Origin of the sequence: Centipeda artemidis DSM 19719 (assembly GCF_000426665.1) — a bacterium.
Taxonomy (GTDB): Bacteria; Bacillota; Negativicutes; order Selenomonadales; family Selenomonadaceae; genus Centipeda; species Centipeda artemidis.
The window spans coordinates 1-24,374 of the sequence record NZ_AUFU01000012.1; the positions used below are offsets into that span (position 1 = coordinate 1).

Sequence of the window (24,374 nt, forward strand, 5' to 3'; positions counted from 1 at the left end):
GAACCATTATAGCACGGGATGTCACTATGGATTTTGTTTTTGTTTAGCTGTTCAACTTCATTTTACAACGAACCTCCAAAATACAATACAGTATTGCATACAATACAAACGTTCGCTATAATATCATTGGAACGTTCCCCGGACTTTGGCGGTGTCTTTCCCCCGAAAGGGGGTGATGACAATGACCATAGCGGACGCAGTAGTACTACTCGTTGCAGCAACAGGTTACTTGCTCGTCATTCTAAAGAAATAACCGCCCATCCGGACAATGAGCGGTTAAATAAAAATAACCCGTAATTCTGGAAAGATGCCGCCCGAGGGGCGTTCTTTCTATGGCTATTATAACAGCTTGTTCATCATCTCGCAAGTCCAAAATACCGTATTGCATCCAATACAGATGTTCGCTATAATATCATAGGAACGTTCCTCGGACTTGGCGGTATCTTTCCCCCGAAAGGGGGTGGTAGGTATGACCATAGCGGATGCGATTGTATTGCTCATCGCAGCGACCGGTTACCTACTAGTTCTTACAAAGAAATAACCGCCCATCTCCACAATGTGCGGTTAATATAAAATAAACGCTTAATTTTGGAAAGATGCCGCCCGAGGGGCGTTCTTTCTGTTCTCATTATAACAGCTTACACGTCTCCTGACAAGCACAAAAATACGCTGCTCATATTAGAGCAGTCCGAGCGCGCGCTGTACGATGATGGACGTTCCCGCGACGGCGATCCAGCAGACGAGCCCGAGGGCGAGCGGCCGCAGCCCGTTCTTTACGAGCGATGCGAGGTCGGTGTTCAGCCCGATGGCGCTCATCGCCATGACGATGGCGAACTTTCCCAGTGCGCCGAGCCCGTGCGATACCTCCGCCGGCAGAACGCCCGTCGTATTCACGATGCAGGCGAGGACGAAATAGAGCACGAACATCGGGAAGATGCGCCGCAGGGAAAAGCCCGCGCCCGTCTCCTTCGCACGGCGTGAAACGAGTAGCGCAAAGAAGAGACAGACGGGCACGATCATCAGTGTGCGCGTGAGCTTCACGATGGTCGCGTACGCCCCCGCCTCGTGACTGTACGCGTAGCCCGCCGCAACAACGGACGAGGTGTCGTTGATGGCGGTGCCCGCCCACATGCCGAAGCCCGCGTCCGTCATGCCGTAGCTGTGCCCGATGGCGGGGAAAATAAAGACCGCGAGCACATTAAAGAGGAAAATCGTCGCAATCGAAATCACGACGTCCCGATCCTTCGCCCCGATGACGGGCGCAACGGCGGCAATCGCAGAGCCGCCGCAGATGGCGGTGCCCGCCCCGACGAGCGACGTCATATCGCGGTCGAGTCCGAGCGCTTTCCCCATGAGAAACGCCGCGCCGAACGCCGCGATCAATGTGAATATCATGACGTAGAGCGACTGCGCCCCCACCTCGGCGACGTGAAAGAGATTCATCTCAAAGCCAAGCAGGATGATGGCATACTGCAAAATCTTCTTGCCCGTAAAGCGAATGCCGCTCTCCACCGACTTCGGACGGCGGCGCCGCGCAAACAGCATCCCGATGAGGATGCCGAACACAGGACCGCCGACGATGGGGAAATAGCCACCGAGCACATAGGCGGCAATCGCAAAAATGAGCGTGTAGAGGATGCCCTTCAGATCTTCCCGTTTCATCCAAAATCCTTTCTATCGAGGAACACCGTCACGAAAGCAGCTCCGCCCACTCCTTCTCGCGAAATCCCGTGAGAATCCCCTTCGGCGTGATGATCAGGGGACGCTTGACGAGCATCCCGTCCGTGGCGAGCAGTGCGTACTGCTCCTCCTCCGTCATCGCGGGCAGCTTGTCCTTCAGCCCGAGTTCTTTATATTTCAGTCCGCTCGTGTTGAAAAACCGCTTGAGCGGCAGACCGCTGCGCTCATGCCACGCGCGCAGTTCGTCCGCCGTCGGCGGCTGTGCCTTGATGTCGCGCATCGGCGCGCCGCAGCCGTGCGCCCGCAGGAACTTCTCCGCCTTTTGGCAGGTCGAGCACTTCGGGTAGCCGATGAATAAAATTTCCTTTGTCATATGATGTTCCTCCCTCATACTTACATATCTTCAGCACGGGCAATATGATGCGAAATTGTTCTCGCAAGTTCCTTCGCCCTAGCAAAATCTTCTTCCGTGAGCACGATCAATACATAGTTGTCACTGCCGACATCCTGCGCCGCAAGCACATAGCCGCGCCACGCGTCATTCAGGGCTTTGCACCACTGCTCTATATTTTCGGTCTCACCAAGCATATCTTCATGGATTGCGACCGGCAGACCTGCGGTCAATTGCTTTACGGCAGAGAGAAAATCGGCTTTTTCACTTTTGGCGTCAAGCGCAGTCGCCCTTCCTCTTCGCAGCAGCTCTTCAGAAAGCCGCATCCATGCGGTTTCGATCTCCTCCGGGTCTGCCTTCCCAATGAATTGCTTGGCATACCCCGCATCGCCCGTCAGCAGCTCCGCTAAGGCGGCAAAGGACGCCGCGCGTTTTTCCGCATCGTCCTCCGGGACTTCAACGTATGTGCCGGATTCGGGAAGCCGGCGATCCTTCACGAAATTTCGCATCATCCGCACGGCATCTTCATAGTGCAAGTCGGTGATCCGATATTTTTTATTCCGGACGTCCAGATATAAATCCACACACTCTTGACGTGCCCCGACAACCGCTTGCATCAGCGTGCAGCCGCCGATCTCATGCGGCGGGCGTATCTCCGTATACATGATATGTCCGTCCCGCATCGCGCGGAGCGAATTATCGATGCCCGTGATATGGAAGCCGCTGCGATCATATATCGGGCTTTTCATGTGCCAGTCTTCATAGGTGTGAAATACTTTTTCCTGAATCAGGTGATAGAAATTCATCGTAACCACACTGCCCTTTACGCGCGCTCATCGGCAATTGAAATATATCGCCGCTTCCACTTCATTATACAAGCACGGAAAAATTTTTCAACTTTTTTCTTTTTGACCTATTGACTTTTTGACTTTTCGTTGTATAATAACAATCAGAAGGCGGGCGATGAAGAAAGCCCCCCCTTCCAAAACAGACAGTGAACGGCGCGCGGCTCTCCAAACGGTACGCGCACCGGAATAAAGCACAACGAGGAGTTGATCATCATGTTTGGATTGGTACCTTTTGCCGGGCGGCGCGGACTCAGCCGCAACGATAACGCGAATCCCTTCGCTCTCTTTGACGCGATGCGCGATTCCTTCTTCCACGATGGGTTTCCTGCCGCAAACTGGGGCGCGGGCTCGTTCAAGGTGGACGTGAAGGATGCGGACGATCACTATGAGCTGACCGCCGATCTGCCGGGCATGGCAAAGGAGGACATTAACCTCAACTACGAGAACGGCTATCTGACGATCGCCGCCACCCGCAGCGAGTCGAAGGACGAGAAGGACGACGCGGGCAACTACATCCGCCGCGAGCGTCATACGGGTGAGGTGAGCCGTTCGTTCTACATCGACGGCATCGACGACGCGAACATTCACGCGGAGTTCAAGGACGGCGTGCTGCAGGTCAAACTGCCCAAAGCCGCCGGCGACGCGCCGCGCAAGCAGATCGAGATTAACTGACCCGCAGCGTTGTTCCCTGCGAGCGGACGCGTTATCTCCCATAAACTCCCATAGCGAAAGACAGACGATTACCTGCCGTTTGGCAGGTGTCTCGTCTGTCTTTTTTATATGCAGTTTTCTGTCGGACGGCAAGGATACGCGGCGACAGCTTTGCAGGTATTTTCTGTTGCGTCATGCCTTCCTATGCCGGTTCCGTACGCTCCCCGGGTGTTCTTCGCACATGCGCTCCCAATCTGCCGGCGGGATGTCGCTGACTTCTCCCGCGGCACGCGCGAGCGCATAGATTTTCATAACTTCTTCGCCCGCTTCGATCAGCGCGACAGCCTCTTCCAGCGTCGCACCCACGGCAATACAGCCGTGATTTGCAAGGAGCAGCAGATCGCGGTGCGCGATCGCCTCCTCGATGCCGTCCGCAATTGCGGGCGTGCCCGGTTGTCCGTAGGGCAGACAGGGAATATCCTCAAAGAGAAGCCCAAAGGTGGTGGAGCAGCGCAGACGGATTGACCGACTGCAGAAGGCATAGGCTGTGAGATACGGTGCGTGGACGTGCACGGCGGCACTGCAGTCCGGCCGCGCGTCGAGCGCCGCCCGATGGAGCAAATATTCGCTTGACCGCCTGCAGCTGCCGCCGACCTGTTCATCGCCGCGCATGACGGCGATCATATCGGGCGTAACCAGGGATTTTCTCTTGCCGGAGGGCGTAATGTAGAGTTTCCCCTCCGTCCGATCCAGCACGGAAATATTCCCTTCCAGGGAGTTTACCAAGCCCTTCTCATCCAGCAGCTTGGCGTAGAACACAACCTCTTCCGCTTTTGTCATGCGCTGTCACCCCACAATATTTCCATACATCCGGCGTATCCACTTCTTTATTTCGCGATCGCCGCAGAATTTCCTTCTGCGCGCCTGCACCGGAGTCTCGCGTCAGTCGAACTTTATCCCTGCCCGTAGTACGCATTCTTTCCGTGCTTATTCATTGCCAATCGGCACCCGTGGTTAGCCTTTCTCCGCAAAAGCAGCGGCAACCATCTCGGCCAGAAGCATCAGCGGCTGCGGCAGCCACCGGTCTTTCACCGCGAGGATCTGCAGCTCCATGTTCATTTCATAATCCACAACATCAAGGGGGACGACACGATGATCACAAATCGCATTGGCAACCGTGACGGCAGGTAAGATGGATATCCCCAACCCTGCCGCGACAAAGTCGATGATGGTCTTGCTCGTGCCGATTTCGAGACGATCATATAAAAAAAGCCGGCGCGCTGCCAGATCATCTTCCAGCTGCTTGCGGTAGTTTGTCCCCCGCTCAGTCAGGATCCACGCGGTCTTCGTCAACTCCTCCAAACGAACAGGACGGTGCGCAAAGGAATTGTCCGGAGCTGCAATAAATTGTATGGGAGACGGCACATGATACAGGAGGCGTATGTTCGGCATTTCGCTGAACCGATCGAGGAGGATCGCCATATCGATGCCGCCCCGCAGGAGTTCCTGCCGGAGCTGCGGCGCCGTGCTCACATGCACTTGCAGCCGAACATGCGGATACCGCTGCAGGAACGCACCGATGCTGTTCATATAATGCGATGTGGCAATCGTTTCAATAACACCGATGAAAAAGATTCCTTCCGGCTCTGCCGCCCCGCGGAACTGTGCCAGGGTCTCTTGTTCCAAGGCAATCATGCGATTTGCATGCCACAAGAAGGCACGCCCGGCACTCGAAAGCGCCACACGGCGTCCCATACGAATAAACAACTCTGTACCAAGTTCTTCCTCCAACAGGCGAATCTGCTGTGTTACCGTTGACTGCGCATAGTTCTGCCGCTGCGCCGCCTCGGTAAAGCTTCCCGTCTCAGCCGCATAAACGAAGGTCTTAATGTTCCGCAGCTCCATAAATCTCCCCTCCTTTCCATCATTTTTTTCGATAAAGAAATTTACTATTCTCAATTTTACTTAAGTGTTTCTTTTATGATACCATAAATATAGAAAGACGCAACCGTTATTCTGCCGCTATATTTCCTGTTTGGAGAAAGGAGCTTTGCCGTGGAAATCATCAAAGCCGTCAACGGCATCTTTTGGGGCTGGCTGATTGCCGGTCTCCTGCTTTCATGCGGTATTTTCTACACGATCCGCCTCGGCGTGCCGCAGGTAAGGTACTTCACCCAGCTTGTGCCAAACCTCTGGAAGGCCAGCCGCGACGCGACAGGCGTCAGTGCATTCGGTGCGCTCTGCTCGGCCATCGGCAGCGAAGTCGGTGCGGGCAGTCTCGTCGGCGTTGCAACGGCGCTCGCCTCGGGCGGTCCCGGCGCGATCTTTTGGATGTGGGTAACGGCCATCCTCGGTATGCCCATCATGTTCGGCGAGGCGGTACTCGCGCAGATGTTCCGTGTGCGAAACGAAGACGGAACGACGTTTCGCGGAGGTCCCGCATACTACATGAGACGAGGGCTGAACGCCCGCGTACTCCCCATCCTCTTTTCTGTCTCGGTCATTCTCGGCAACGGCGTCGTTTACTGTATGGTACAGAGCAACTCCATCGCGGGGTCGTTCAGCGGTCAAGCCGCGCTCCCGCCGCTCGGTGTCGGGGCAGTGCTCGTGATCCTTACGGCGCTCGTTATCTTCGGCGGCATCAAACGACTGTCCACCGTCGCGTCCTACGTCGTTCCCTTCATGGCATTCGCCTATATCATCCTTGCGCTCATCGTGCTCGTGACGCACGCTGAGTGGATTGCCGATATGCTCCGCCTTATCTTCGACTCCGCATTCGGTATTCAACAGGCGGCGGGCGGGGCGCTCGGCTACACGGTGCAGGAGGCGTTCCGCTATGGTGTCGCACGCGGGCTGTTCAGCAATGATGCAGGCGCCGGAACGACTCCGTCCATGCACGCGGCGGCAAATGTCAAGCATCCTGTGAACCAAGGGCTTTCCGGAATGCTCGGTGTTTTCGTGACAACGATCATCGTCTGCAGCTGCACGGCATTCTGTATCCTGCTCTCGGGCGCTCTGAACGGTGATCTAAAAGGGATCCAGCTGACACAGGCCGCATTCTCCGCTTCGTTCGGCGACCTTGGCTACTGGCTTGTCGCCGCCGCGATGTTCCTGTTCGGCTATACAACGCTGCTTGCCAATATGTATTACGGTGAGGTGAATACGCGCTACCTCTTCCCGGACAAGGAACACGCCGTAACCGCATATCGGATCTTCGCACTTGCGCTGATCCTTTTCGGCTCTATCGTCCCCGTCACTTCTATGTGGGAGTTCTCCGATCTATTCGGTGCTCTCATGGTGCTTTTCAACGTTATCGCATTGTTCCGTCTGTCCAAATACGTAGTCTTTGCGCTCAAAGACTACCGGCAGAAGAAGAAAACGACCGATACGCCGCTATGGGACTATGACGCGGACGTCGTCGAACTCTATCGCAGCCGCAGCAACTGAACGTGTTAAAGGAGCTATATTATGAAGGATTTCAAGGAAACCTGCCGTCTTGGTCTGATTCAGGCAGCCCCCGTCATGTTTGACAAAGCAGCGTCTCTCAAAAAAACACTCGAATGGATTGAAAAGGCTGCTGAGAAAGACGCCGAGCTCATCGTATTCCCCGAGCTGTTCCTCCCCGGATACCCCTTCGGCATGACCTTCGGGTTCACCGTTGGCAGCCGCAGCGAGGACGGACGCAAGGATTGGAAACTCTACTATGACAACTCCGTTGTTTGCCCGGGGGCAGAAACGGCCGCCATCGGCGCCGCGGCAAAGAAGCACCATGCCTATATCAGCATCGGCGTCTCTGAACGTGACGATACGACGGGTACACTCTACAATACAAATCTGATGTTCACACCCGACGGTGCGCTTGCCTCCGTCCACCGCAAGCTCAAGCCGACCGGCGCGGAGCGCTTTGTCTGGGGCGACGCGAACCGCGGCTACTTCCCGACGATCGACAGTCCATGGGGGCCGTTGGGAAGCCTCATCTGCTGGGAGAACTATATGCCGCTCGCGCGCGCGGCACTCTACGACCGCGGCGTGAACATCCTCATCGCGCCGAACACGAACGACGTTCCCTCGTGGATCAACACGGTACAGCACATCGGGCTTGAAGGCCGCTGCTACTTCATCAACGCGGACATGGTCTTCACGCGGGACGACTATCCCCGCGCCCGGCTGCACTGCTCCGAGGAGATTGATCGGCTGCCTGAGATTGTCTGCCGGGGCGGCAGCTGCGTGATCGATCCATTCGGCAATTTCTATACCGAGCCCGTCTGGGACAAAGAGGAGCTCATCGTCACGACGCTCGACCTCGGCAAGGCTGCGTCGGCCAAAATGGAGTTTGATCCCTGTGGTCACTACGCACGCCCCGACGTACTCGAACTCAAAATCAACGACAAATAAACTCTGCAGGCGCCACATTCTGCACAAACGGATGAGGAGAGCAGTATCATGAGAACAGAACACGATTTCTTGGGCAGTCTTGAGGTACCCGACGATGTGTACTACGGCGTTCAAACGATGCGCGCCATCGAGAATTTCCGCATTACAGGGCAAAAACTTGACCCTGATTTCATCGTGGCGCTCGCGCAGGTAAAAAAAGCCGCGGCGCTTGCAAACATGGACACGGGGCGTCTCCCGCATGAGATTGGTGATGTTCTCGTACGCGCCGCCGACGAGGTCATTGCGGGCGAAATGTTCGACCAGTTCCCCATCGATCCGATTCAGGGCGGCGCGGGGACATCCATCAATATGAACATGAACGAGGTGCTCTGCAACCGTGCGCTCGAGCTGCGCGGCGAGGAAAAGGGACGCTATGACATCATTTCGCCGAACAATCACGCGAATATGGCGCAGTCGACGAACGACGCGTTCCCGACGGGCATCAAGGTGTGTCTCTCGGCGAAGGGGACGCGCTTTGTCTTATCGCTCGACCGGCTTGCCGCAGAACTCGAGCGCAAGGCGACGGCATACCGCGGCATCCTCAAGATGGGGCGCACGCATTTGCAGGATGCCGTCCCCATCACGCTCGGGCAGGAGATGGGCTCGTACGCGTCCGCGGTGCGCCGTTCGATTCGGCGTATCCGCTACGTTCTGCGGCATATCCATACGATCAATATGGGCGGCACCGCCGTCGGCACGGGACTCAACGCGGAGCCGGCGTACATCAAGGCGGTCGCAAAGCGTCTCTCGGAGGTCACAGGCGAGCAGTACCGCACGTCGCAGAACATCATCGACGCAACGAACAACACCGATGCGTTCGCCGACGTCTCGTCCGCGCTGAAGAATGCGGCGCTCGTCCTCATCAAGCTTGCCAACGATTTCCGACTTATGGCATCGGGACCGCGCTGCGGGCTGAACGAGCTGCATTTGCCGATGCGTCAGCCGGGCTCGTCCATCATGCCGGGCAAGGTGAACCCCGTCATCGCGGAGGTACTCGATCAGGCATGCTATCAGGTGATCGCCGGCGATCTCGCCGTCACGCTCGCCGTGGAGAACGGACAATTCGAGTTGAACGTGATGGAGCCGGTGATGGCGTTCAACATGTTCAACTCGCTGAATTACCTCACGCGCGCCGTCAACACCTTTGTCGAGAAACTGCTCGTCGACCTTGTGCCAAACGTCGATCAGTGTCAAAAGTGGCTTGACAACAGCGTCGGCATCGTCACGGCGCTCCTGCCGCACATCGGGTATGAGAAATCCGCCGAGCTCGCACGCGAGGCCTATACAACAGGAAAGCCCATCCGCGAGATCGTTCTGGACTGCGGCCTCCTCTCGAAAAAAGAGCTCGATCACATCCTCTCCCCGCGTCAGATGACACGCCCGGGCATCGCCGAATAAGTTTTCTCTGCCGATACACGACATGATTTTGCTGTGTATCGGCTTATTTTATTGAAATTTTTCCGGTGCATTGGAAAGGATTTCGCCCGTATCTGCCGAAAATAATTCGAATAAGGTAATTTTCTGTATTTTTTAAGGAGGTCGTTTCATTGGCTATCACCGGAGGAATTATTGTTATCCTCGCCTTTGTTGCCATCATCAAAAAGTACGAGACACGCATGGTGCTCATTGCCGCAGGTTTTTTAATGTGCTTCATCGGCGGCGTAGGCGGCAATGCCGTCGCAGCATTCAGCAAGACGATGGTGCACGGCTCACTCGTGCCGGTCATCTGTACGGTCATGGGCTTTTCGTATGTCATGAAAATCACGACGTGCGACCGTCACCTCGTCGAATCGATCTCGGGCGTCATTACGCGGAGCAAATTCATCCTCATTCCGCTGGCAACGCTCCTCACATGGTGGATCAACATCGCCATCCCAAGCGCTGCCGGCTGTTCGGCGGCGGTCGGCAGCATCCTCATCCCCACGCTCATGGCTGCGGGCGTCCATCCCGCGATGGCGGCGGCGGCGGTGCTCGCAGGCACATGGGGCAGCGCGATCAGTCCGGGACAGGCGCACAACATCTTCGTCGCCGACCTCGCACAGACCGACCTCATGACCGTCATCATGGCGCAGGTGCCCGCCGCGATCATTGCCTCCATCGTCGCGGTGATTACCCTCACCGTCATCGCAGCCATACGCAAAGAGGGGCCGGATGCCGCGCGCAGTGCGGCATATCTTGCAGAACTCGAGAAGGAGGAGGGCGGCAAGAACTTTAAGGTCAATGCCCTTTACGCGCTCGTTCCCCTCGTCCCGCTCATTCTGCTCGTGCTTGGCAGCAAGCAGATTGCGTTCCTCCCGCTCGTCGATGTGCCGACCGCGATGATCGTCGGCACAGTGCTCGCGATCATTGTCACACGCCAAGATCCCCAGGAGATTACAAAAAAATTCTTCAACGGTATGGGCAGTGCCTACGGTGATGTCATCGGACTCATCATCGCCGCAGCAGTCTTTACCACGGGTATGGCGGCAATGGGGCTCACGGACAGCCTGATCGAAGCGATGAAGGGATCAGAATCCGTTGCCAAGCTCGCGGGCGCATTCGGTCCCTTCCTCATCGCTGTCATCTCCGGCTCGGGCGACGCGGCGGCGCTTGCCTTCAACGGGGCGATTACCCCGCAGGCAGCTTCGTTCGGCATGAGCATCATCGACCTCGGCTCGCTCGCACAGATGGCAGGTTCCATCGGACGCTCCATGTCGCCGGTCGCAGGCGCAGCACTCGTCTGCGCAGGGCTTGCAAAGGTCAGCCCCATGGAGCTCACCAAACGCAACGCTCTCCCGATGCTGCTCGCGACCGTCACGTTCATGATTGTGCTCTTCCTCTAATAGAAAGCGTAACGCCATGATCAACAAGAAAAGAGTTTTGGACGAGTTCTTCGCGCTCGTCTCCATCCGCTGCTCCACCCTCGACGAACGGGAAATGGGCAATCTGCTCACCGCTCGGCTGCGGGAACTCGGCGCCGCGGAGATTCATGAGGACAATGCCGGGGAAATCCTCGGCGGCAACTGCGGCAACATCGTCGCGAATTTCAAGGGATCGGTTTCCGGTGTTCCGACCGTCATGCTGACGGCACATATGGACTGTGTAGAGCCGTGCGCGGGTATTCGCCCACAGCTCGTGGACGGCGTGATCCGCTCGGACGGTACAACCATTCTCGGAGCGGATGACAAGGCGGGCGTCGTCGCCATCCTCGAGACGCTGCGCTGCCTGCGCGAGCAGCACATCCCGCACGGCGATCTGCAGATCGTCTTTACCGTCGCCGAGGAGGGCGGCGTGAACGGCTCGCAGAACATCGACCAATCGCTCTTGCACGCCGACGTCGGCTTTACACTCGACACGCACGGTCACCCGGGCATGGCGGCGTTCAAGGCGCCGGGCAAGAATCAGATCGAGGTCGCCGTGCGCGGCAAGGCGTCCCACGCGGGCGTTGACCCCGACACAGGACGCAACGCCATCATCGCCGCAGGCAAAATCCTCGCCGCCATGCCGCAGGGGCGCATCGACGAGGAGACCACCTGCAACGCGGGACGCATCACGGGCGGCACGGCGACCAACGTCGTCGCAGAATTTTGCACGATCAATTTCGAATCGCGCAGCCGCGACAAGGCAAAACTCGACGCCCTCACCGCGCGCATGGTTGAGATCGCCGAGCGCACGGCAAAAGAAGCGTCCTGCACCGCGACCGTCACCGTCAAGAAGGACTACGATCCCTACGAACTCCCGCAGGACGCGCTCGCGATCCGGTATCTGCACCGTGCCGCAGGCGCGCTCGGATTCCCCGTCATCCTCGAGGAGGAGGGCGGCGGCTCCGACGCGAACTTCTTCAACGCCTACGGCATCCCGACCACCGTCCTCGGCGTCGGCATGACCGACTGCCACACGAAGGAAGAATCCCTCCTCGAAGAGGATCTCTACAATGCCGCCGAACTCGCCCTCGAGATCGTACGGCAGGCGGCGCTCAAATCCTAAAAAATCTCCCATGACAGCAAAAGAGCTGTGCACTTGCGCACAGCTCTTTTGCTGTACATAACGCATCTATTTTAACACCTGTTGCTAACCCCTTTCCCACGTGATATAATCACTTCAACGATCAACGAAGGAGGAGGCGGGACAATGAAAAAAGGAAATACAGATCAAGACGCAGATGCGCGCGTCCCCGCGCTCATCCCTCACCCTGCATCCGTCGGAAGCGTGCGCCCCATGGACGCCCCCGCGCTGAGCGTTCGGCAGGATGCCATCACGCCCGAGTATTTCATCACGCATTTCTATGAGTATCTGCCGCGCTATATCGCGGGCGGCGCCCCGACCGAGGACACGCGCGACACCTACGAGCTTGCGATCCGCCTGTTCCTCCGCTGGTGCGTAGAACAGGGACTGCACCCGCTGAATGACGTCCGCGACTATCAGATCCGCGTCTACATGGAGGAGATGCGCCGCAGCAATTACAGCGCTGCGACCCTCATGATCAAGGGCGCCGCCATCCGCGCCTTTTATAAAGTCGCCCAGCGGCTTTCCTTTATCGCGGAAAATCCCTGCGCCGACCTCCAACTGCGCAACCCGCAGCACCTTGACGAGGACTATAAATATCTCACCGTCGACCAGATCGGCGAGATCTGTGCCTATCTCAAAGAGGACAAAGACGCCCTCAAACGCCTCCGCAATCTCCTCATCGTCTACCTCATGGGCGTCGAGGGACTGCGCGTCGTCGAAGTCATGCGTCTCTCCGACGAGGACATCGACTGGCAACGCGGGCGCATCGAGGTTCGCGGCAAAGGACACGCGGGGCTCATCTACCCCTGCGAAGAAACCCTAGAGCTCCTCAAGGCATACCTCGAGGAGCGCGGCGCAGTGCCGCAGGAAAATCGGCTCACGCCGACCATCATCTCCTGCTCCCCCAACAACGCACAGGGGCGTATCTCGCGCGTCGGCATCCGCTACGTCATCAACCGCGCGCTCACCGCAGCGGGACTCAAACAGCCCGGCTACGCCTGCCACCTCTTCCGCCACAGCTGCGGCACGAACCTCTACCAAGAGACCAAGGATCTGCGCGTCGTACAGGAAACCCTCCGCCAGCGCAGCCCCAAAGTCACCGCCAAATACGCCCACGTCCACGACCGCATGGAACGGCGCTATACACGCGGAATCACCCCGGGCGTGAAGGTGGATGAGTAAACATAATGCCGTTAGATAACCGCCGTTTTTCCGACATAAAGGCGTATACATAAAACCGTGTAGGTCCATAGGACACACACGGTTTTTATATTTTATATTCTGATTTCTGTTCTTTTATCCATTGCCCGATATGACCGAAACCGATCTAATCGCCGTAATATTTTCAATTCCTTTTCTAACCGATCACTCCCGTCTTGCTCGACCGGCTACCGCCTCGTTGATCAAATTCTCCCATGCAGACCATATTCGATCAGGCGCATATTGCCGCATAGATTCGCGTGCCGCTCCCCCCATCTGTACGCGCAGAGCACGGTCTGACATCAATTTTTTCATTGCCGCCGCCAGAGGTTCAACCCCATCCTCGCATAGCAGCCCCGTTACACCGTCACGAACCAATTCGTTTACAGCCGCGCAGCTGCGATAGGCAATCACGGGCAGCCCTTTGCTCATTGCTTCTGCCGGCGCAAGACCAAATCCCTCGTATGCGCTCGGAAATACAAAGAGATCACCTGCCGATAAAACCTCTTCCACATGCGTCGTCACGCCTTTCAAAAACACACGCTCTGCTAATCCGTATCGTCGAATGAGTTTCTCAAGCTCCCGCGTATATTCTCTGCGGCTCTCTCCTCCCCAAATCTCAACTTGCCACGCGGGAAACTGTTTTGCAACACGCGCAAAAGCCTCGATCAGAAGATGCGGCTGCTTATGATTTTTTACCAAACGGCCGACAAATATAATCTTATATACGGGCTTCTCCACAGCAAGATTTGCCGATTCCCCATACTGGTCGACAACATTACCGATCACAACCGTTTTCATGTCCGGAAACCGTCGTGTAATCGCCTCGGCAAACGACGGCATCAGAACTTGACAGGCAGCGCTCTTGCCGAGCGCCGGAATCTCCTCTGTCGCATATGTGTGAAAATAATCCTCAGGATCCCCGTGCGACATCGTAATCACAGGAATATGTGTCCCTATATCGGACAGTAATAATTTACTCGAGGCAGGCTGAAACGCAACAATGACATCCGGTTGAAATTTTTGTAAAACTGCGCGCGCCTGATCCTGCAATCGTCCATAGAACGTATCATTTACCCCACGCGCACGCCGAATATCGAATGGGCGAAGCAATTCGCGTTTGAGTCTTAAACACAGCGGATACTTGATATGCTTCCCGCCATAGTGCTGTAAATTATAGCACTGCACAGAACTGCCAAGCGGGAAAAAAGGCGCCCCCTCTTTGTCGTCACAATGAAACATCGCCACCGTATGCCCGCGGCGGCTCATTTCATTAGCAAAGAGACAGTTCACCTTCTCCATTCCTCCGGTCGCCCCCACAAGGCCGGCCGTATTCGCAGTCAGGATGCGCATCAATGCCCCCTATCGCAGGATTTTCTGCATTTGCTTTTCAATTTCTTCGTCAATCTCATCAAGCATCTGAAACCTTCTTCGATAGACAGCGCGTTTTCGTGCGGGGACTTCCTCGATGGCTTTGCAATGGAGTGTGAGAGGAAGTTCATAAAATCGATGATCCTCCGTCAAATGCCCGCCGACTTCCTCCCAAAAAGCGCCGAAGTCCGTTTTCAATTTGCGATCGCGCCGCACATGGTTATTGGCATAGTATCCTGCATTGGACACGGCAAAAATTCGCCGCACGCCAAGCGCACGAGCCACTGCCTGTGTCATAAAGAGGATGAGATTCTTCGTACGGAACCGATGCGCGCGTTTGGTCATCTCACGAACAAAATTCTGTGCATCATCGGTATTTGGTCCCTGCATCGCTCCGATCACCAGTGCCGGGTTTCCCTCCCGATGATCAATCCAAAAGATAATTTGGTACAGATGCACACCGTCCACATCCATGATCACGGAAAGCAAGCCTTCTTTGCGCTGTCCCGGCTCGAATTTAAGATAGGCACGCCATTCTATATCATTTTCGGGCGATCTCCAAATCTCATGGATACCGTCAAGACCGAGACTAATAAACTGCTCTGCGCTCAATTTCTCTTCTAAGAATGCATAATGTGCTTGAATCAGGCGAATACGCCTACTTACCGTAGAGCCCGCATAAAAAAAGGCGCGCGTCGCCTGTTCTATCATATAGGGATTTCTTGCATAGAGTTCCGTGCGAACCCCATTCTCATGAAAAAATTGATATAGTTCACGAAGTTCATTCCAATGCAGCGCTGCACGCAACATAAAAATAGCGGCACGCCGCCCCTCCCGTAAATGATTGAACCGATAGGCACGACGTGCAACATCATAAATCTCTGCAAGCATAAAACAATTCCTCTAAACCGTCACACTCGTCCCACTATACTTAGGATCAGAAATAAGTTCCATAAGCTGCACAGCAAGTTTCTTCGGCGCGTATCGCTCTGCAGCACGAGCAAGCTCCGCATGATATTGGGGCTCGTTAACATCATAATTATTGATGAACTGCTCCATCGTACGCCCGAGAGCCTCCATATCACCGCTTGGGAACGTCTCTCCAATGTGAAAGGATTCAAATACTTCGGGGTTCATCTCATCGCTGACAACAACAGTTTTTCCAAACCCGATCGCCGTAAACAGCATCGCACTGCATTGATAACGATATCGCTCCGCAGCATATGGCATAAGCATCGTATCGACATCAGCGATCATACGCTGCCAATCCGCACCGATCAATCCTTTATGCAAGAACTCGATATTCTTCCGACCTTCATATTTTCGTATGATGCGGTCAAAGTCCGCCGCATCCTCCGGTCGTGTGGTTGCACCTTGCACAATAAGTTTCACAGGGCGCGTATAAGCACGGCTCATGAACACTGCAAGAAAATCTTCCAGTTTTTTCTCGCGCCGATATTGTCCAAAAAACCCCATCGTGAGTGTTTCTTTTTTTGTGTTTTCGGGAGGCGCATCTATATCGCGCGGAATATACGCCGGTGGGACAATGGCGTAGATATTCTTGAGCCGCTTGCCAAAAACATTCTGCGTCAGCGTCAGAGCGACCAGTTTAATATTAGGATATGGTAAAAGCTTCTCAGCTTCACGCAAAATCGTCGGTGCATCGTCCGGTCTAATCCCATGCAAAATAAGAACGATAGGAACGGGTGAGTTTTTCAAGATATTTTTTCGAAGTGCACGTAAATAGCGATAAGAGGCAGTAGGAATAATAATTGCGTCAATATTCCCTTCCGTCGCCTCTTGATAAAGCTGCTTATACCAATTCTGCCGCCGACATTCTCTCCGTACTGCCGCACATATTTTCTTTATCCCATGCAACCCCGTATATGTAACAACTTCACCTTTTAGCCTATGCACAGGCACATGGTAATCCATGCCAAATTGGAATCCTTCCGGAACATAAAACGAGATCTCATGTCCCAGAGCACGCAGTTCCTCAACGAGAATGCGATCAAAATCGACCTCATGCCCGCCGGGGGTCATGATATTCTCAAAGATGGCAATTTTCACGGTGATCCTCCATGTTTTAGTTAGCTGATTCTTACATGAAAAGTCGATGCGTTTTACTCTATTCTATCGTATCCGCTTGATTCCATCCAATCGCCCCCACTGCAGGCACAGCCCGAGCAGCAGCCAGTGCAGTTTCATGACGGCAGAGTTGCCCATGTTGTACTCTGTCAGCCCTTGCAGAATCAGCCCCATTACCACCGCCGCGGCAATAAGCGCCGCGATCTCATGCGTTGTGCTCCATATGCGAACACTTTGGAGAATCCATGTGCCCCAAAAGAAGAGCAGCGCCAAAAGCCCGACAGCCCCACACTCTGCAAGCATATGCATCACATTGCTGTGCGCATGTGTAAGTTCACGTTCCTTTGCTTCGGGAAGAATATAGCCGCCTTGATATTCCGATTTGAACTGCGCAAAGCCTACCCCAAGAGCAGGGTGATCCTCAAACATATGATAGGCGCTCGTCCATAGACGAATCCGCTCTGCGTTGCTCTGCAGATTCATATCACCAATACTTTCAAACCGCGAGGAAAGTATCGGCACAGATGCAAAGATTCCCCCGAAAAGGATGCAGACAAGGACGGCGGCCGCAACGAATCGCTTCTTCTGCTTCATCAAAAGCCCGCAGCATAAAAACGTCACGATCGGTACTGCAAGCCACGCTCCGCGTGTTCCATTATAAAGAAGTGCGATGCACCCGAGAAGGAGCAGTATACGCGCCGGAATACGATATTTTTCATCCATTTGCCCGCTCAGCAGCAGCAATACAAGGGACGGAAGGAGCATCGATAGAAATCCGCCCACCGACATGTAGATGGAGAATCCGGACGCTCTAAAATTTCCTTGGAATATGCCTTGATATATCACGGCCAAATCATTGACCGCAAATGATATGGCGACACACACAGCAATGATTGCGAGCTGCCTTTTCTCTCGAATCATGAGAAGGACGGCATAGAGCCCCAACATGCGATAGCCATAGTAGTCGCCAAACGTCCTCAGACTCTTCGATATATCGCTCGAAAAAAGTGATGATAAGATAATCGCGCCCATGAGAATGAGCAGCGATACTCTCATCCGGCCGTCAGGCAGCGCCGTCTGCCAATCATCGTGTTTGATCCATAGCCGCAAGAGCAACACAGCGACGAGTGTACCAAGGAATATATTGGCACCTGCAATTGAGATATTACTGCATAATCCAAAGCCACAAAGCAAATAAAACGCCCATTGATGAACACGTCTCACAGACAGATTCAGAGACAACCCTCTCACTCTCATTTCAGCTCTCTATGAATTCAAGTATTGATCGCCCCCCGCACCGCCTCGCATAAATCCCCGCCCGTATAGAGCACGCCGCGGACACCTGCCTGCTGCGCGCAGGAAATATCGCGCAGGGCGTCGCCGATCATGAGGGAGGCGGCGGGATCGATGTTGTGCTCGCGCAGGGCGCGCAGGAGAAGCCCCGGCGCAGGTTTGCGGCAGTCACAGTCCTGCCGGTAGGCGGGAATCTTTGCCTCCGGATGATGCGGGCAGTAGTAGAACGCGTCGATGTGTGCGCCGCACTTTTGCAGCTCCGCATTCATCCAGTCGTGCAGGCGCGTGACGTCGCGCTCGGGGAAATAGCCGCGCGCGACGCCGCTCTGGTTCGTGACGACGATCGCGAGATAGCCGTGCGCATTCGCCCAGCGCACTGCATCGATCGCCCCCTCCGTCCACACGAACGCCAGAGGGTCGTGGAGGTAGTCGACATCGACGTTGAGCGTGCCGTCACGGTCGAAAAAGATCGCCTTATTCTTCGGCATAGGAGAAATATCCGCCCCCGTCGAGGAACGCGCAATACTCCCGCACCGCCGTCTCCATGGGGGTAAATCCGCCGTCATAGCCTGCGGTGAGGAGCGCGGTCGTGTCCGCCTGCGTGTAGTTCTGATATTTGCCGCGCAGCACCTCGGGGAAGTCGCGATAGGCGATCTTGCCCGTGCCGAGTGCGTCGATGACGGCACGCGCCGCTTCGTTGTAGGTGTGTGCAGTCCCTGTGCCGCAGTTGTAGACGCCGCTCTCGCCGCCGTTTTCCCAGAACCACAGGTTGACGCGCACGACGTCCTTCACATAGACGAAGTCGCGCCGCTGCGCACCGTCCGCGAGGCCGTCCGTCCCGCGGAAAAGGCGCGTCTCGCCCGTTTCCTTGATCTGATTGTAGAGCTGGTAGAAGATCGACGCCATCTTCCCTTTGTGGTGCTCCTGCGGTCCGTAGACGTTGAAGTATTTCAGCCCGACGATCTGACTGCGCGCCTCGGGGATCACCTGCCGCACATAGCGGTCAAACGCGAGTTTTGAATACGCATAGGGATTGAGCGCATCCTCGCACACGTCCCCCTCGGTGAATCCGTGCTTTCCCCCGCCGTAAGTCGAGGCTGAGGAGGCGTAAAGGAACGGGATGCGTGCCGCCATGGCAAAGTGGAGGAGCGCCTTAGAGTACGCGTAGTTGACCTTCATCATGTAGTTGACGTCGTACTCCATCGTGTCCGAGCACGCGCCCTCGTGGAAGATGGCGTCGATGTCCGTCCCGTCGAACTCACCGTCCTCAATGAGCCGGAGGAAGTCGTCCTTGTGCCGATAGTCGATGAAATGCAGTCCGCGCAGGTTCTTGTAGTTCTCGCCGTCCTTCAGGTCGTCCACGATGAGGATGTCCGTATGTCCGCGCCGATTGAGCTCGTGGACCAGATTGCTGCCGATGAATCCGGCACCGCCGGTAACGATGATCATGCCGTCACTCCTTCCTCACGGTCGAGCACAGCGAGGAGCTCTTCTCTGCTGACCGCATACGTTCCGACCTTCGAAACGACGACGCTCGCCGCGAGATTCGCGAGATATGCGCCGTCCGCGGGCTTGAGTCCGCCCGCAAGCGCGAGTCCAAAGACCGCAATCACGGTATCGCCCGCGCCCGATACGTCGAACACCTCCTGCGCGTGCGTCGGGATGTGGGCAACCTCGTCGCCGTGGACAATGGAAAGTCCTTTCTCCGATCGCGTGAGGATGAGGTTGCGAATGCTGAATTTGCGCATGACGTAACGCGCCGCTTTTTCCACGTCAAAGTCCTCGTTCGCAATGGGTTCGAGGAGCACCTCGTTGATTTCCTTCAGATTTGGCGTGATGTAGTCGGCATCCTTATATTTCGCCCACTGCGTCCCCTTCGGATCGATGATGACGGGAACGCCGTGATCGTGTGCGGCACGGATGATATGCTGCGCCGCAAATTCGGTGCACGAGCCTTTGCCGTAGTCCGAGATGATCACGCAGTCCATGCTCTCGTTCAGCTTGCCGTCGATATAGGAAAGGTACTGCTTCATGTAGTCGCCGTCCACTGCGCTGGCATCCTCGAAATCAAGGCGCAGCATCTGCTGATGTCCGCCGATGACGCGAATCTTCGTCGTCGTCGGGCGGTTCGTCCGGACAAGCCCTGTGTAGTCGATGCCGCGCGCGGTGAATTTCTCGAGCAGCGTCCTGCAGTGCACATCGTCGCCGACAAAGCCCGCGATGCTGACGTGCGCGCCGAGAAGCGCGATGTTGTGCGCCACGTTTGCCGCGCCGCCGAGCGTCTCGCGCGTCCCCGTCACATGCGTGATCGGCACGGGCGCCTCGGGCGAGATGCGCGTGACCTCGCCGGAATAATATTTATCCAGCATGACATCGCCGACAACGAGAATGTTGCTGCGCACGCTCTTTTCCGCAACGACAGCACGAATTTTGGTCATGTCCATGAAACCGCTCCTATCTCCACTGATTCGGGTGTTCGTCCTATTGTTGTATATTGTACCGAAACTTTCGCCGGACTGCAAGCCTCACGCAATGTGCAACTGCCTACAAAGTGCCGATACCCCAACTTTTTCGCTCAATACCCCAACTTTTTCGCTCAACACCCCAACTTTTTCGCCCAATACCCCAACTTTTTCGCCCAACACACCAACTTTTTCGCTCAATATCCTAACTTTTTTGCCCAACACCCTAACTTTTGGACTCTTACTTCTTGCGTCGATAGTACACAAACCGCCCTCTGCGCATCTTTTCAATCAAATCCTTTTTCATCAATCTTAACACCGCGGTCCGAGCGCCTTCATCGGATTTGATTCTAGTAATCTCTTTGATCTGTTTTTTCGTGATAAGCTCATTCTCACACAGATACTCATAGATCAGCCGATCTGTGGGATTGAGTCCAAGCGCTTCGGACACGGTAATTTCAGGTTCCGGCATTGTCTCCGTGCGTTGGTACTCTCTGTTCAGACGATAGGTTGTCCAACGCCCCTTATGATTCATGAGCAGCAAGCTGCGCTTGGTCAGTCCATACAACACCTTCCCGATGTCGGTCGGGTGGAGATCGAGCAGTGATTGCAGCTGCGTGTTACTGACCTCATCCTCCAAATAGGCTGTCACCAGGATAATCTGCTCATGCGCTGAAAGCCGTCCATATGCCGCCCCAAAAAGTTGGTACAAATAGTCCGTACACTCCTGCGGCATCGCTGAGATCGTCCAAAGCTTCAGCTCCACAATATGAACGTCAAGATTATCGCTGAGATCCGGTTTGCGCCAGTTCTCCTCGCCCCATGCCGATAGAATTGTGGGAAAGCCCGAACCGATATTATCCCCGAGGCCGATCATCCGAAGCATCGTCTGCATCCGCGGGTTTCGCGTTGCTGAATGCCCGCCGCCATAAATCATATCGATCGGGAGTTTCAGATTTCCAGGGTTCGAAAAATAAAAGCCCCGATCTCTCTTGATAATTTTGAGTACCCCGGAGATCAAATAATCGCTGTGGATGATCAGATTGACAAACGCCTCACGGACGGCACGATGTACCGCCGTATCGTCAATGCGGACAATCCCCTCCATGCGGAAGGGACGTTTGATGTCCTCAATCAGTTTTGGAATAACCCGCTTGAGAAAATTATACAGATTATTTTCCCATGTGCCGTCATACGTCAGGCGATCGCTCCACCGGCTTCCCGGGAGTCGGTTTGTCTCGTCGATATAGTCCATGCGGATATGATCAAACCGCTCGCGGATCGGCAGACCTTTTCCAAACATAAGAAGCCCCGCCGTCGTCAGCCCCTCACGCCCGGAAGGGCGCTCCACCGTATAGCCGCCAAGATTCATTAAAAAATCACGATGGGATAAGGGGCTCCAAACATGCCCCGGATTGCGTATATCAAACTCCATACGATACGCAGTCAGCGTATCAAGGTCGATGTCATCCATCGTATAACCGACTAAGAGTGTACCGTCATTCCCTGCATCACTCGCATCGCGGAGCATCGCCTTGATTTCTTCCTCGGTGCAGTGATAGTCACCCTCGTACCCGCGCTTAAAGGTATTTTTGAGTACATTCTCATTGAGGTACACGGGGCGCTGCAGATACGTCGCCTGTGGGACGTCAATGCAGACGAGTGTTTTCCCGTCGACCACCTGTGTCGTCACATCCGCATCGACAAGGATATTGACACTGACCTTATTGCTGTTGATCGTATTCCAAAAATCGCCAATCAGCTTGTCCGGATTCTGCACGCCGCAAATGTGATATGTGCGTTCTCCGATTGGTGCGTCAAGCTGTTCCTCTACGCCGAGCACAATTGTCCCGCCGCGCGTATTGGCAAACGCCGAATAGGTCTCCCATATAGACCGAGGAAGACCGCGCTCCGCTTTTTTATACTCGAGTGTCAAGCTTTCTCCATAGCGCAGGAGATCTTCCACATTCCGCATGTACCGTTCACCTCAATTTTTCTCGGCTCTCGTGACTTTGCCCCGCATGAACGCATCAGAGCTGCTTCGTATACCGATAGGACTCGTATTCCTCCATGCACTGATAGCCGAGGCGTTCGAATGTGCGGCGCGACGCTTCGTTCTTCTTTTCCACATAGGCGACGAGGACGCTGCGCGGGTGGCGCGTGCGCATATGCTCTTCGAGCAGTGCGACCATGCGCGCGCCGTAGCCGTGCCGGCGGTATTCGGCGGCGATGCTGCACGAGATGACGAATCCCTCGTCCCTTTGGTTGACGCGGATGCGCCCGATGGGGGTCTCCCCCCGCATGAGGATGAACAGCTCCGCGCCCGGATCGCGCAGCGTCTCCTCCACCCACAGCAAGTGTGTCGACGCATCGAGCTTTTTGCTGTGAATTTCCCGTGACGTTCCATCGTTACGCCATTGAAACAAGAGCGCGGCATCCGCCATGGTTGCCTCCCGCAAAAAAAGTGTATCGATCGTCTTCACCGCCCTTCGCTATTGGAGCATTCGATTTCGTATAAACTTTGCAAATCGTCTTTTTATTATACCACAAAAGCGCAGCTCGTTATATAGCTGCGCTCTTTTCAGGTGTATTTATTGACGAAAAATTTTTAGCCGAGGACGATCTTGAGCGGCGTCCCCTCCATGTAGGTCTCGGGATGCCCGCTCTTCAGCGCCGTGCGGTAGACCTTCATCGCGTCTTCGAACACGTTGAGCGAGAAATCCAGATCCTCCCGGGTATGCGTGTAGCACGGGAACACGTTCCATCCGAGCAGCACGCCGCGCTTGACGCTCTCCTGCATAAATATGGAGTTATAGAGCCAGTCGCGCCGCCCCTCGTAGTCCGTGTAGTCAAAATTCATGCGGCACGGGTAGCCGATGAGGTCGATCGGCACGCCGATGTCCTTGGCGAGTTTGCGGAAATTATCTTGGAGGTACTTCCCCTTCGCCCAAATCGCCTTCGTCACCTCGCCGGACTCGAGTTCCTTCATCACGGCGATGCCCGCCGCGAGGGAGAGACACTCGCCGCCGAACGTCGTCGAGATGAACACCTTCGGATCGACGTCCTCCATGATGTCTTTGCGTCCTGCGACCATCGCGAGCGGCATCCCGTTCGCCATCGCCTTGCCAAATGTGGAGAGATCGGGCGTCACGCTGAAATACGCCTGCGCGCCGCCAATGCCGAAGTGGAAGCCGTTCACGATCTCGTCAAAGATGAGCAGCGCGCCGTGTTCATGGCAGAGCGTTTTCAAATCTTCGAGATAATGCTCCTGCGGCGCCTCGTGTTCGACGGCTTCGGTGATGACCGCGGCAATGTCGTCCGGATATGCTTTGAAATAGTCCCGCACCTGTTCGAGGTCGTTGTAGTCAAATTTATGGATATAGCTGTGCGACTCCGGGAGGACGCCGCCCTGCCGGTCGTGCTCCGCCGCCGTCGTCCATTCGTGCCAGCCGTGGTATTTGCCGCGCAGGACGTGCCGCCGCCCGGTGTAGGCGCGCGCAATGCGCACCGCCGCCTCCGTCGCGCCGGAACCTGTCTTGAGGAAGCGTACCTTGCCCGCGCTCGGGATATGCTTTACGCACAGTTTTGCGTATTCGACCTCCTCGGGCGCGACGAGCGAGTAGCCCATGCCGCGGCGCAGCTGCGCGACGACCGCATCGTCGACAGCCTTGTATTGATAGCCGAGCAGGACGGGACCCATGCCCATGTCGTAATCGATGTATTCCGTGCCGTCCACGTCCCAGACGTGCGCGTCCTTGCCGCGATCGATATAGATCGGCGAGACGCCCTTGATGTGCGTCTCCGTCCCCTTGCTGTAGAGCTGGCAGCCCGAGAGAATCGTGTCCTGCGCCTCTGCCCAAAGCTCGTTGGATCGGTCAAGTTTGCGGTTTAGAATTGCGCTCATATATTGTAGTGACTCCTTTGTTTTGCTTCATCTTTTCCGAGGCTTTTTGAAAAGCCTTCTTTATC

23 protein-coding genes are annotated in these 24,374 nt (G+C 55.5%); 7 read left to right on the plus strand and 16 right to left on the minus strand.

Annotated elements, in window-relative coordinates; translation table 11 throughout:
• Window positions 1-678: 678 nt before the first annotated feature.
• The 3 genes from K341_RS0107730 to K341_RS0107740 are packed head-to-tail and all read right to left on the minus strand — an operon-like array spanning window position 679 to window position 2,820.
• Window positions 679-1,662, minus strand: a complete 984-nt coding sequence (locus K341_RS0107730) for a YeiH family protein (RefSeq protein WP_026762398.1) — start codon at window positions 1,660-1,662, stop codon at window positions 679-681.
• Window positions 1,663-1,690: 28 nt separating this feature from the next.
• Window positions 1,691-2,053, minus strand: coding sequence for an arsenate reductase family protein (locus tag K341_RS0107735; RefSeq protein ID WP_026762399.1), 363 nt, complete (start codon window positions 2,051-2,053; stop codon window positions 1,691-1,693).
• Between the two features lie 20 nt (window positions 2,054-2,073).
• The gene (locus tag K341_RS0107740; RefSeq protein ID WP_248676888.1) at window positions 2,074-2,820 is read right to left on the minus strand and encodes a DUF6630 family protein; all 747 of its coding nucleotides are present in this window, start codon (window positions 2,818-2,820) and stop codon (window positions 2,074-2,076) included.
• 312 nt (window positions 2,821-3,132) lie between these two features.
• On the opposite strand from K341_RS0107740, the gene K341_RS0107745 reads away from it, so the two are divergent.
• Entirely contained in the window at window positions 3,133-3,591 is a 459-nt protein-coding gene (locus tag K341_RS0107745) for an Hsp20/alpha crystallin family protein (RefSeq protein ID WP_026762401.1), read from the plus strand.
• Between the two features lie 171 nt (window positions 3,592-3,762).
• On the opposite strand, the gene K341_RS0107750 is transcribed toward K341_RS0107745, so the two are convergent.
• Window positions 3,763-4,410 carry a class II aldolase/adducin family protein gene (locus tag K341_RS0107750; protein ID WP_026762402.1) on the minus strand — a complete coding sequence of 216 codons (648 nt, stop codon included), beginning with the start codon at window positions 4,408-4,410 and terminating at the stop codon, window positions 3,763-3,765.
• Window positions 4,411-4,584: 174 nt separating this feature from the next.
• Window positions 4,585-5,475, minus strand: coding sequence for a LysR family transcriptional regulator (locus K341_RS0107755; RefSeq protein ID WP_026762403.1), 891 nt, complete (start codon window positions 5,473-5,475; stop codon window positions 4,585-4,587).
• Between the two features lie 150 nt (window positions 5,476-5,625).
• Here K341_RS0107755 and K341_RS0107760 point away from each other — a divergent pair, with 150 nt between their 5' ends.
• The 6 genes from K341_RS0107760 (at window position 5,626) to K341_RS0107785 (ending at window position 13,173) form a co-directional block, all read left to right on the plus strand.
• Window positions 5,626-7,017: an alanine/glycine:cation symporter family protein gene (locus K341_RS0107760; protein WP_026762404.1), complete on the plus strand. Its 1,392-nt coding sequence runs from the start codon at window positions 5,626-5,628 to the stop codon at window positions 7,015-7,017.
• Window positions 7,018-7,038: 21 nt separating this feature from the next.
• Window positions 7,039-7,965 carry a carbon-nitrogen hydrolase family protein gene (locus tag K341_RS0107765; RefSeq protein ID WP_026762405.1) on the plus strand — a complete coding sequence of 309 codons (927 nt, stop codon included), beginning with the start codon at window positions 7,039-7,041 and terminating at the stop codon, window positions 7,963-7,965.
• Between the two features lie 48 nt (window positions 7,966-8,013).
• Window positions 8,014-9,402, plus strand: a complete 1,389-nt coding sequence (locus tag K341_RS0107770; RefSeq protein ID WP_026762406.1) for an aspartate ammonia-lyase — start codon at window positions 8,014-8,016, stop codon at window positions 9,400-9,402.
• A 149-nt stretch (window positions 9,403-9,551) separates the two neighbouring features.
• Window positions 9,552-10,826 carry a C4-dicarboxylate transporter DcuC gene (gene dcuC / locus K341_RS0107775; protein ID WP_026762407.1) on the plus strand — a complete coding sequence of 425 codons (1,275 nt, stop codon included), beginning with the start codon at window positions 9,552-9,554 and terminating at the stop codon, window positions 10,824-10,826.
• A gap of 16 nt (window positions 10,827-10,842) precedes the next feature.
• On the plus strand, window positions 10,843-11,970 hold the full coding sequence (locus tag K341_RS0107780; RefSeq protein WP_026762408.1) for a M20/M25/M40 family metallo-hydrolase: 1,128 nt from the start codon (window positions 10,843-10,845) through the stop codon (window positions 11,968-11,970).
• A 144-nt stretch (window positions 11,971-12,114) separates the two neighbouring features.
• Complete coding sequence (locus tag K341_RS0107785) at window positions 12,115-13,173, plus strand: tyrosine-type recombinase/integrase (protein WP_026762409.1); 1,059 nt, start codon at window positions 12,115-12,117, stop codon at window positions 13,171-13,173.
• Window positions 13,174-13,356: 183 nt separating this feature from the next.
• Here K341_RS0107785 and K341_RS0107790 read toward each other — a convergent pair whose 3' ends face one another.
• From K341_RS0107790 to K341_RS0107835, 11 genes are all read right to left on the minus strand, one after another.
• Window positions 13,357-14,544 (minus strand): glycosyltransferase, encoded by a 1,188-nt coding sequence (locus tag K341_RS0107790; RefSeq protein WP_026762410.1) that lies wholly within the window; start codon window positions 14,542-14,544, stop codon window positions 13,357-13,359.
• A 9-nt stretch (window positions 14,545-14,553) separates the two neighbouring features.
• On the minus strand, window positions 14,554-15,453 hold the full coding sequence (locus K341_RS0107795; RefSeq protein ID WP_026762411.1) for a VirK/YbjX family protein: 900 nt from the start codon (window positions 15,451-15,453) through the stop codon (window positions 14,554-14,556).
• A 12-nt stretch (window positions 15,454-15,465) separates the two neighbouring features.
• A complete protein-coding gene (locus K341_RS0107800) occupies window positions 15,466-16,632 on the minus strand; it encodes a glycosyltransferase (protein WP_026762412.1) in 1,167 nt (388 codons plus the stop codon).
• Between the two features lie 63 nt (window positions 16,633-16,695).
• Window positions 16,696-17,907, minus strand: coding sequence for an O-antigen ligase family protein (locus K341_RS0107805; RefSeq protein ID WP_026762413.1), 1,212 nt, complete (start codon window positions 17,905-17,907; stop codon window positions 16,696-16,698).
• Window positions 17,908-17,924: 17 nt separating this feature from the next.
• Window positions 17,925-18,431, minus strand: a complete 507-nt coding sequence (locus K341_RS0107810; RefSeq protein ID WP_026762414.1) for a D-glycero-alpha-D-manno-heptose-1,7-bisphosphate 7-phosphatase — start codon at window positions 18,429-18,431, stop codon at window positions 17,925-17,927.
• A complete protein-coding gene (gene rfaD, locus K341_RS0107815) occupies window positions 18,418-19,392 on the minus strand; it encodes an ADP-glyceromanno-heptose 6-epimerase (RefSeq protein WP_026762415.1) in 975 nt (324 codons plus the stop codon). Before rfaD ends, K341_RS0107810 begins: the two co-directional genes overlap by 14 nt.
• Complete coding sequence (gene rfaE1, locus K341_RS0107820; RefSeq protein ID WP_009752665.1) at window positions 19,389-20,387, minus strand: D-glycero-beta-D-manno-heptose-7-phosphate kinase; 999 nt, start codon at window positions 20,385-20,387, stop codon at window positions 19,389-19,391. Before rfaE1 ends, rfaD begins: the two co-directional genes overlap by 4 nt.
• Window positions 20,388-20,468: 81 nt before the next feature.
• Window positions 20,469-20,627: a hypothetical protein gene (locus tag K341_RS12830; protein WP_156024923.1), complete on the minus strand. Its 159-nt coding sequence runs from the start codon at window positions 20,625-20,627 to the stop codon at window positions 20,469-20,471.
• A gap of 19 nt (window positions 20,628-20,646) precedes the next feature.
• Complete coding sequence (locus K341_RS0107825) at window positions 20,647-22,380, minus strand: RNA-binding domain-containing protein (protein ID WP_026762416.1); 1,734 nt, start codon at window positions 22,378-22,380, stop codon at window positions 20,647-20,649.
• Window positions 22,381-22,435: 55 nt separating this feature from the next.
• The gene (locus K341_RS0107830; protein ID WP_026762417.1) at window positions 22,436-22,888 is read right to left on the minus strand and encodes a GNAT family N-acetyltransferase; all 453 of its coding nucleotides are present in this window, start codon (window positions 22,886-22,888) and stop codon (window positions 22,436-22,438) included.
• A gap of 125 nt (window positions 22,889-23,013) precedes the next feature.
• Complete coding sequence (locus K341_RS0107835) at window positions 23,014-24,309, minus strand: aspartate aminotransferase family protein (RefSeq protein ID WP_026762418.1); 1,296 nt, start codon at window positions 24,307-24,309, stop codon at window positions 23,014-23,016.
• Window positions 24,310-24,374: the final 65 nt, after the last annotated feature.

What these genes read in the sequence shown, in the direction of transcription:
- K341_RS0107730 (WP_026762398.1), bottom strand. Translation starts at nt 1,662, where the DNA reads ATGAAACGGGAAGATCTGAAGGGCATCCTCTACACGCTCATTTTTGCG.
- K341_RS0107735 (WP_026762399.1), bottom strand. Translation starts at nt 2,053, where the DNA reads ATGACAAAGGAAATTTTATTCATCGGCTACCCGAAGTGCTCGACCTGC.
- K341_RS0107740 (WP_248676888.1), bottom strand. Translation starts at nt 2,820, where the DNA reads ATGAAAAGCCCGATATATGATCGCAGCGGCTTCCATATCACGGGCATC.
- K341_RS0107745 (WP_026762401.1), top strand. Translation starts at nt 3,133, where the DNA reads ATGTTTGGATTGGTACCTTTTGCCGGGCGGCGCGGACTCAGCCGCAAC.
- K341_RS0107750 (WP_026762402.1), bottom strand. Translation starts at nt 4,410, where the DNA reads ATGACAAAAGCGGAAGAGGTTGTGTTCTACGCCAAGCTGCTGGATGAG.
- K341_RS0107755 (WP_026762403.1), bottom strand. Translation starts at nt 5,475, where the DNA reads ATGGAGCTGCGGAACATTAAGACCTTCGTTTATGCGGCTGAGACGGGA.
- K341_RS0107765 (WP_026762405.1), top strand. Translation starts at nt 7,039, where the DNA reads ATGAAGGATTTCAAGGAAACCTGCCGTCTTGGTCTGATTCAGGCAGCC.
- K341_RS0107770 (WP_026762406.1), top strand. Translation starts at nt 8,014, where the DNA reads ATGAGAACAGAACACGATTTCTTGGGCAGTCTTGAGGTACCCGACGAT.
- K341_RS0107780 (WP_026762408.1), top strand. Translation starts at nt 10,843, where the DNA reads ATGATCAACAAGAAAAGAGTTTTGGACGAGTTCTTCGCGCTCGTCTCC.
- K341_RS0107785 (WP_026762409.1), top strand. Translation starts at nt 12,115, where the DNA reads ATGAAAAAAGGAAATACAGATCAAGACGCAGATGCGCGCGTCCCCGCG.
- K341_RS0107790 (WP_026762410.1), bottom strand. Translation starts at nt 14,544, where the DNA reads ATGCGCATCCTGACTGCGAATACGGCCGGCCTTGTGGGGGCGACCGGA.
- K341_RS0107795 (WP_026762411.1), bottom strand. Translation starts at nt 15,453, where the DNA reads ATGCTTGCAGAGATTTATGATGTTGCACGTCGTGCCTATCGGTTCAAT.
- K341_RS0107805 (WP_026762413.1), bottom strand. Translation starts at nt 17,907, where the DNA reads ATGAGAGTGAGAGGGTTGTCTCTGAATCTGTCTGTGAGACGTGTTCAT.
- K341_RS0107810 (WP_026762414.1), bottom strand. Translation starts at nt 18,431, where the DNA reads ATGCCGAAGAATAAGGCGATCTTTTTCGACCGTGACGGCACGCTCAAC.
- rfaD (WP_026762415.1), bottom strand. Translation starts at nt 19,392, where the DNA reads ATGATCATCGTTACCGGCGGTGCCGGATTCATCGGCAGCAATCTGGTC.
- rfaE1 (WP_009752665.1), bottom strand. Translation starts at nt 20,387, where the DNA reads ATGGACATGACCAAAATTCGTGCTGTCGTTGCGGAAAAGAGCGTGCGC.
- K341_RS0107825 (WP_026762416.1), bottom strand. Translation starts at nt 22,380, where the DNA reads ATGCGGAATGTGGAAGATCTCCTGCGCTATGGAGAAAGCTTGACACTC.
- K341_RS0107835 (WP_026762418.1), bottom strand. Translation starts at nt 24,309, where the DNA reads ATGAGCGCAATTCTAAACCGCAAACTTGACCGATCCAACGAGCTTTGG.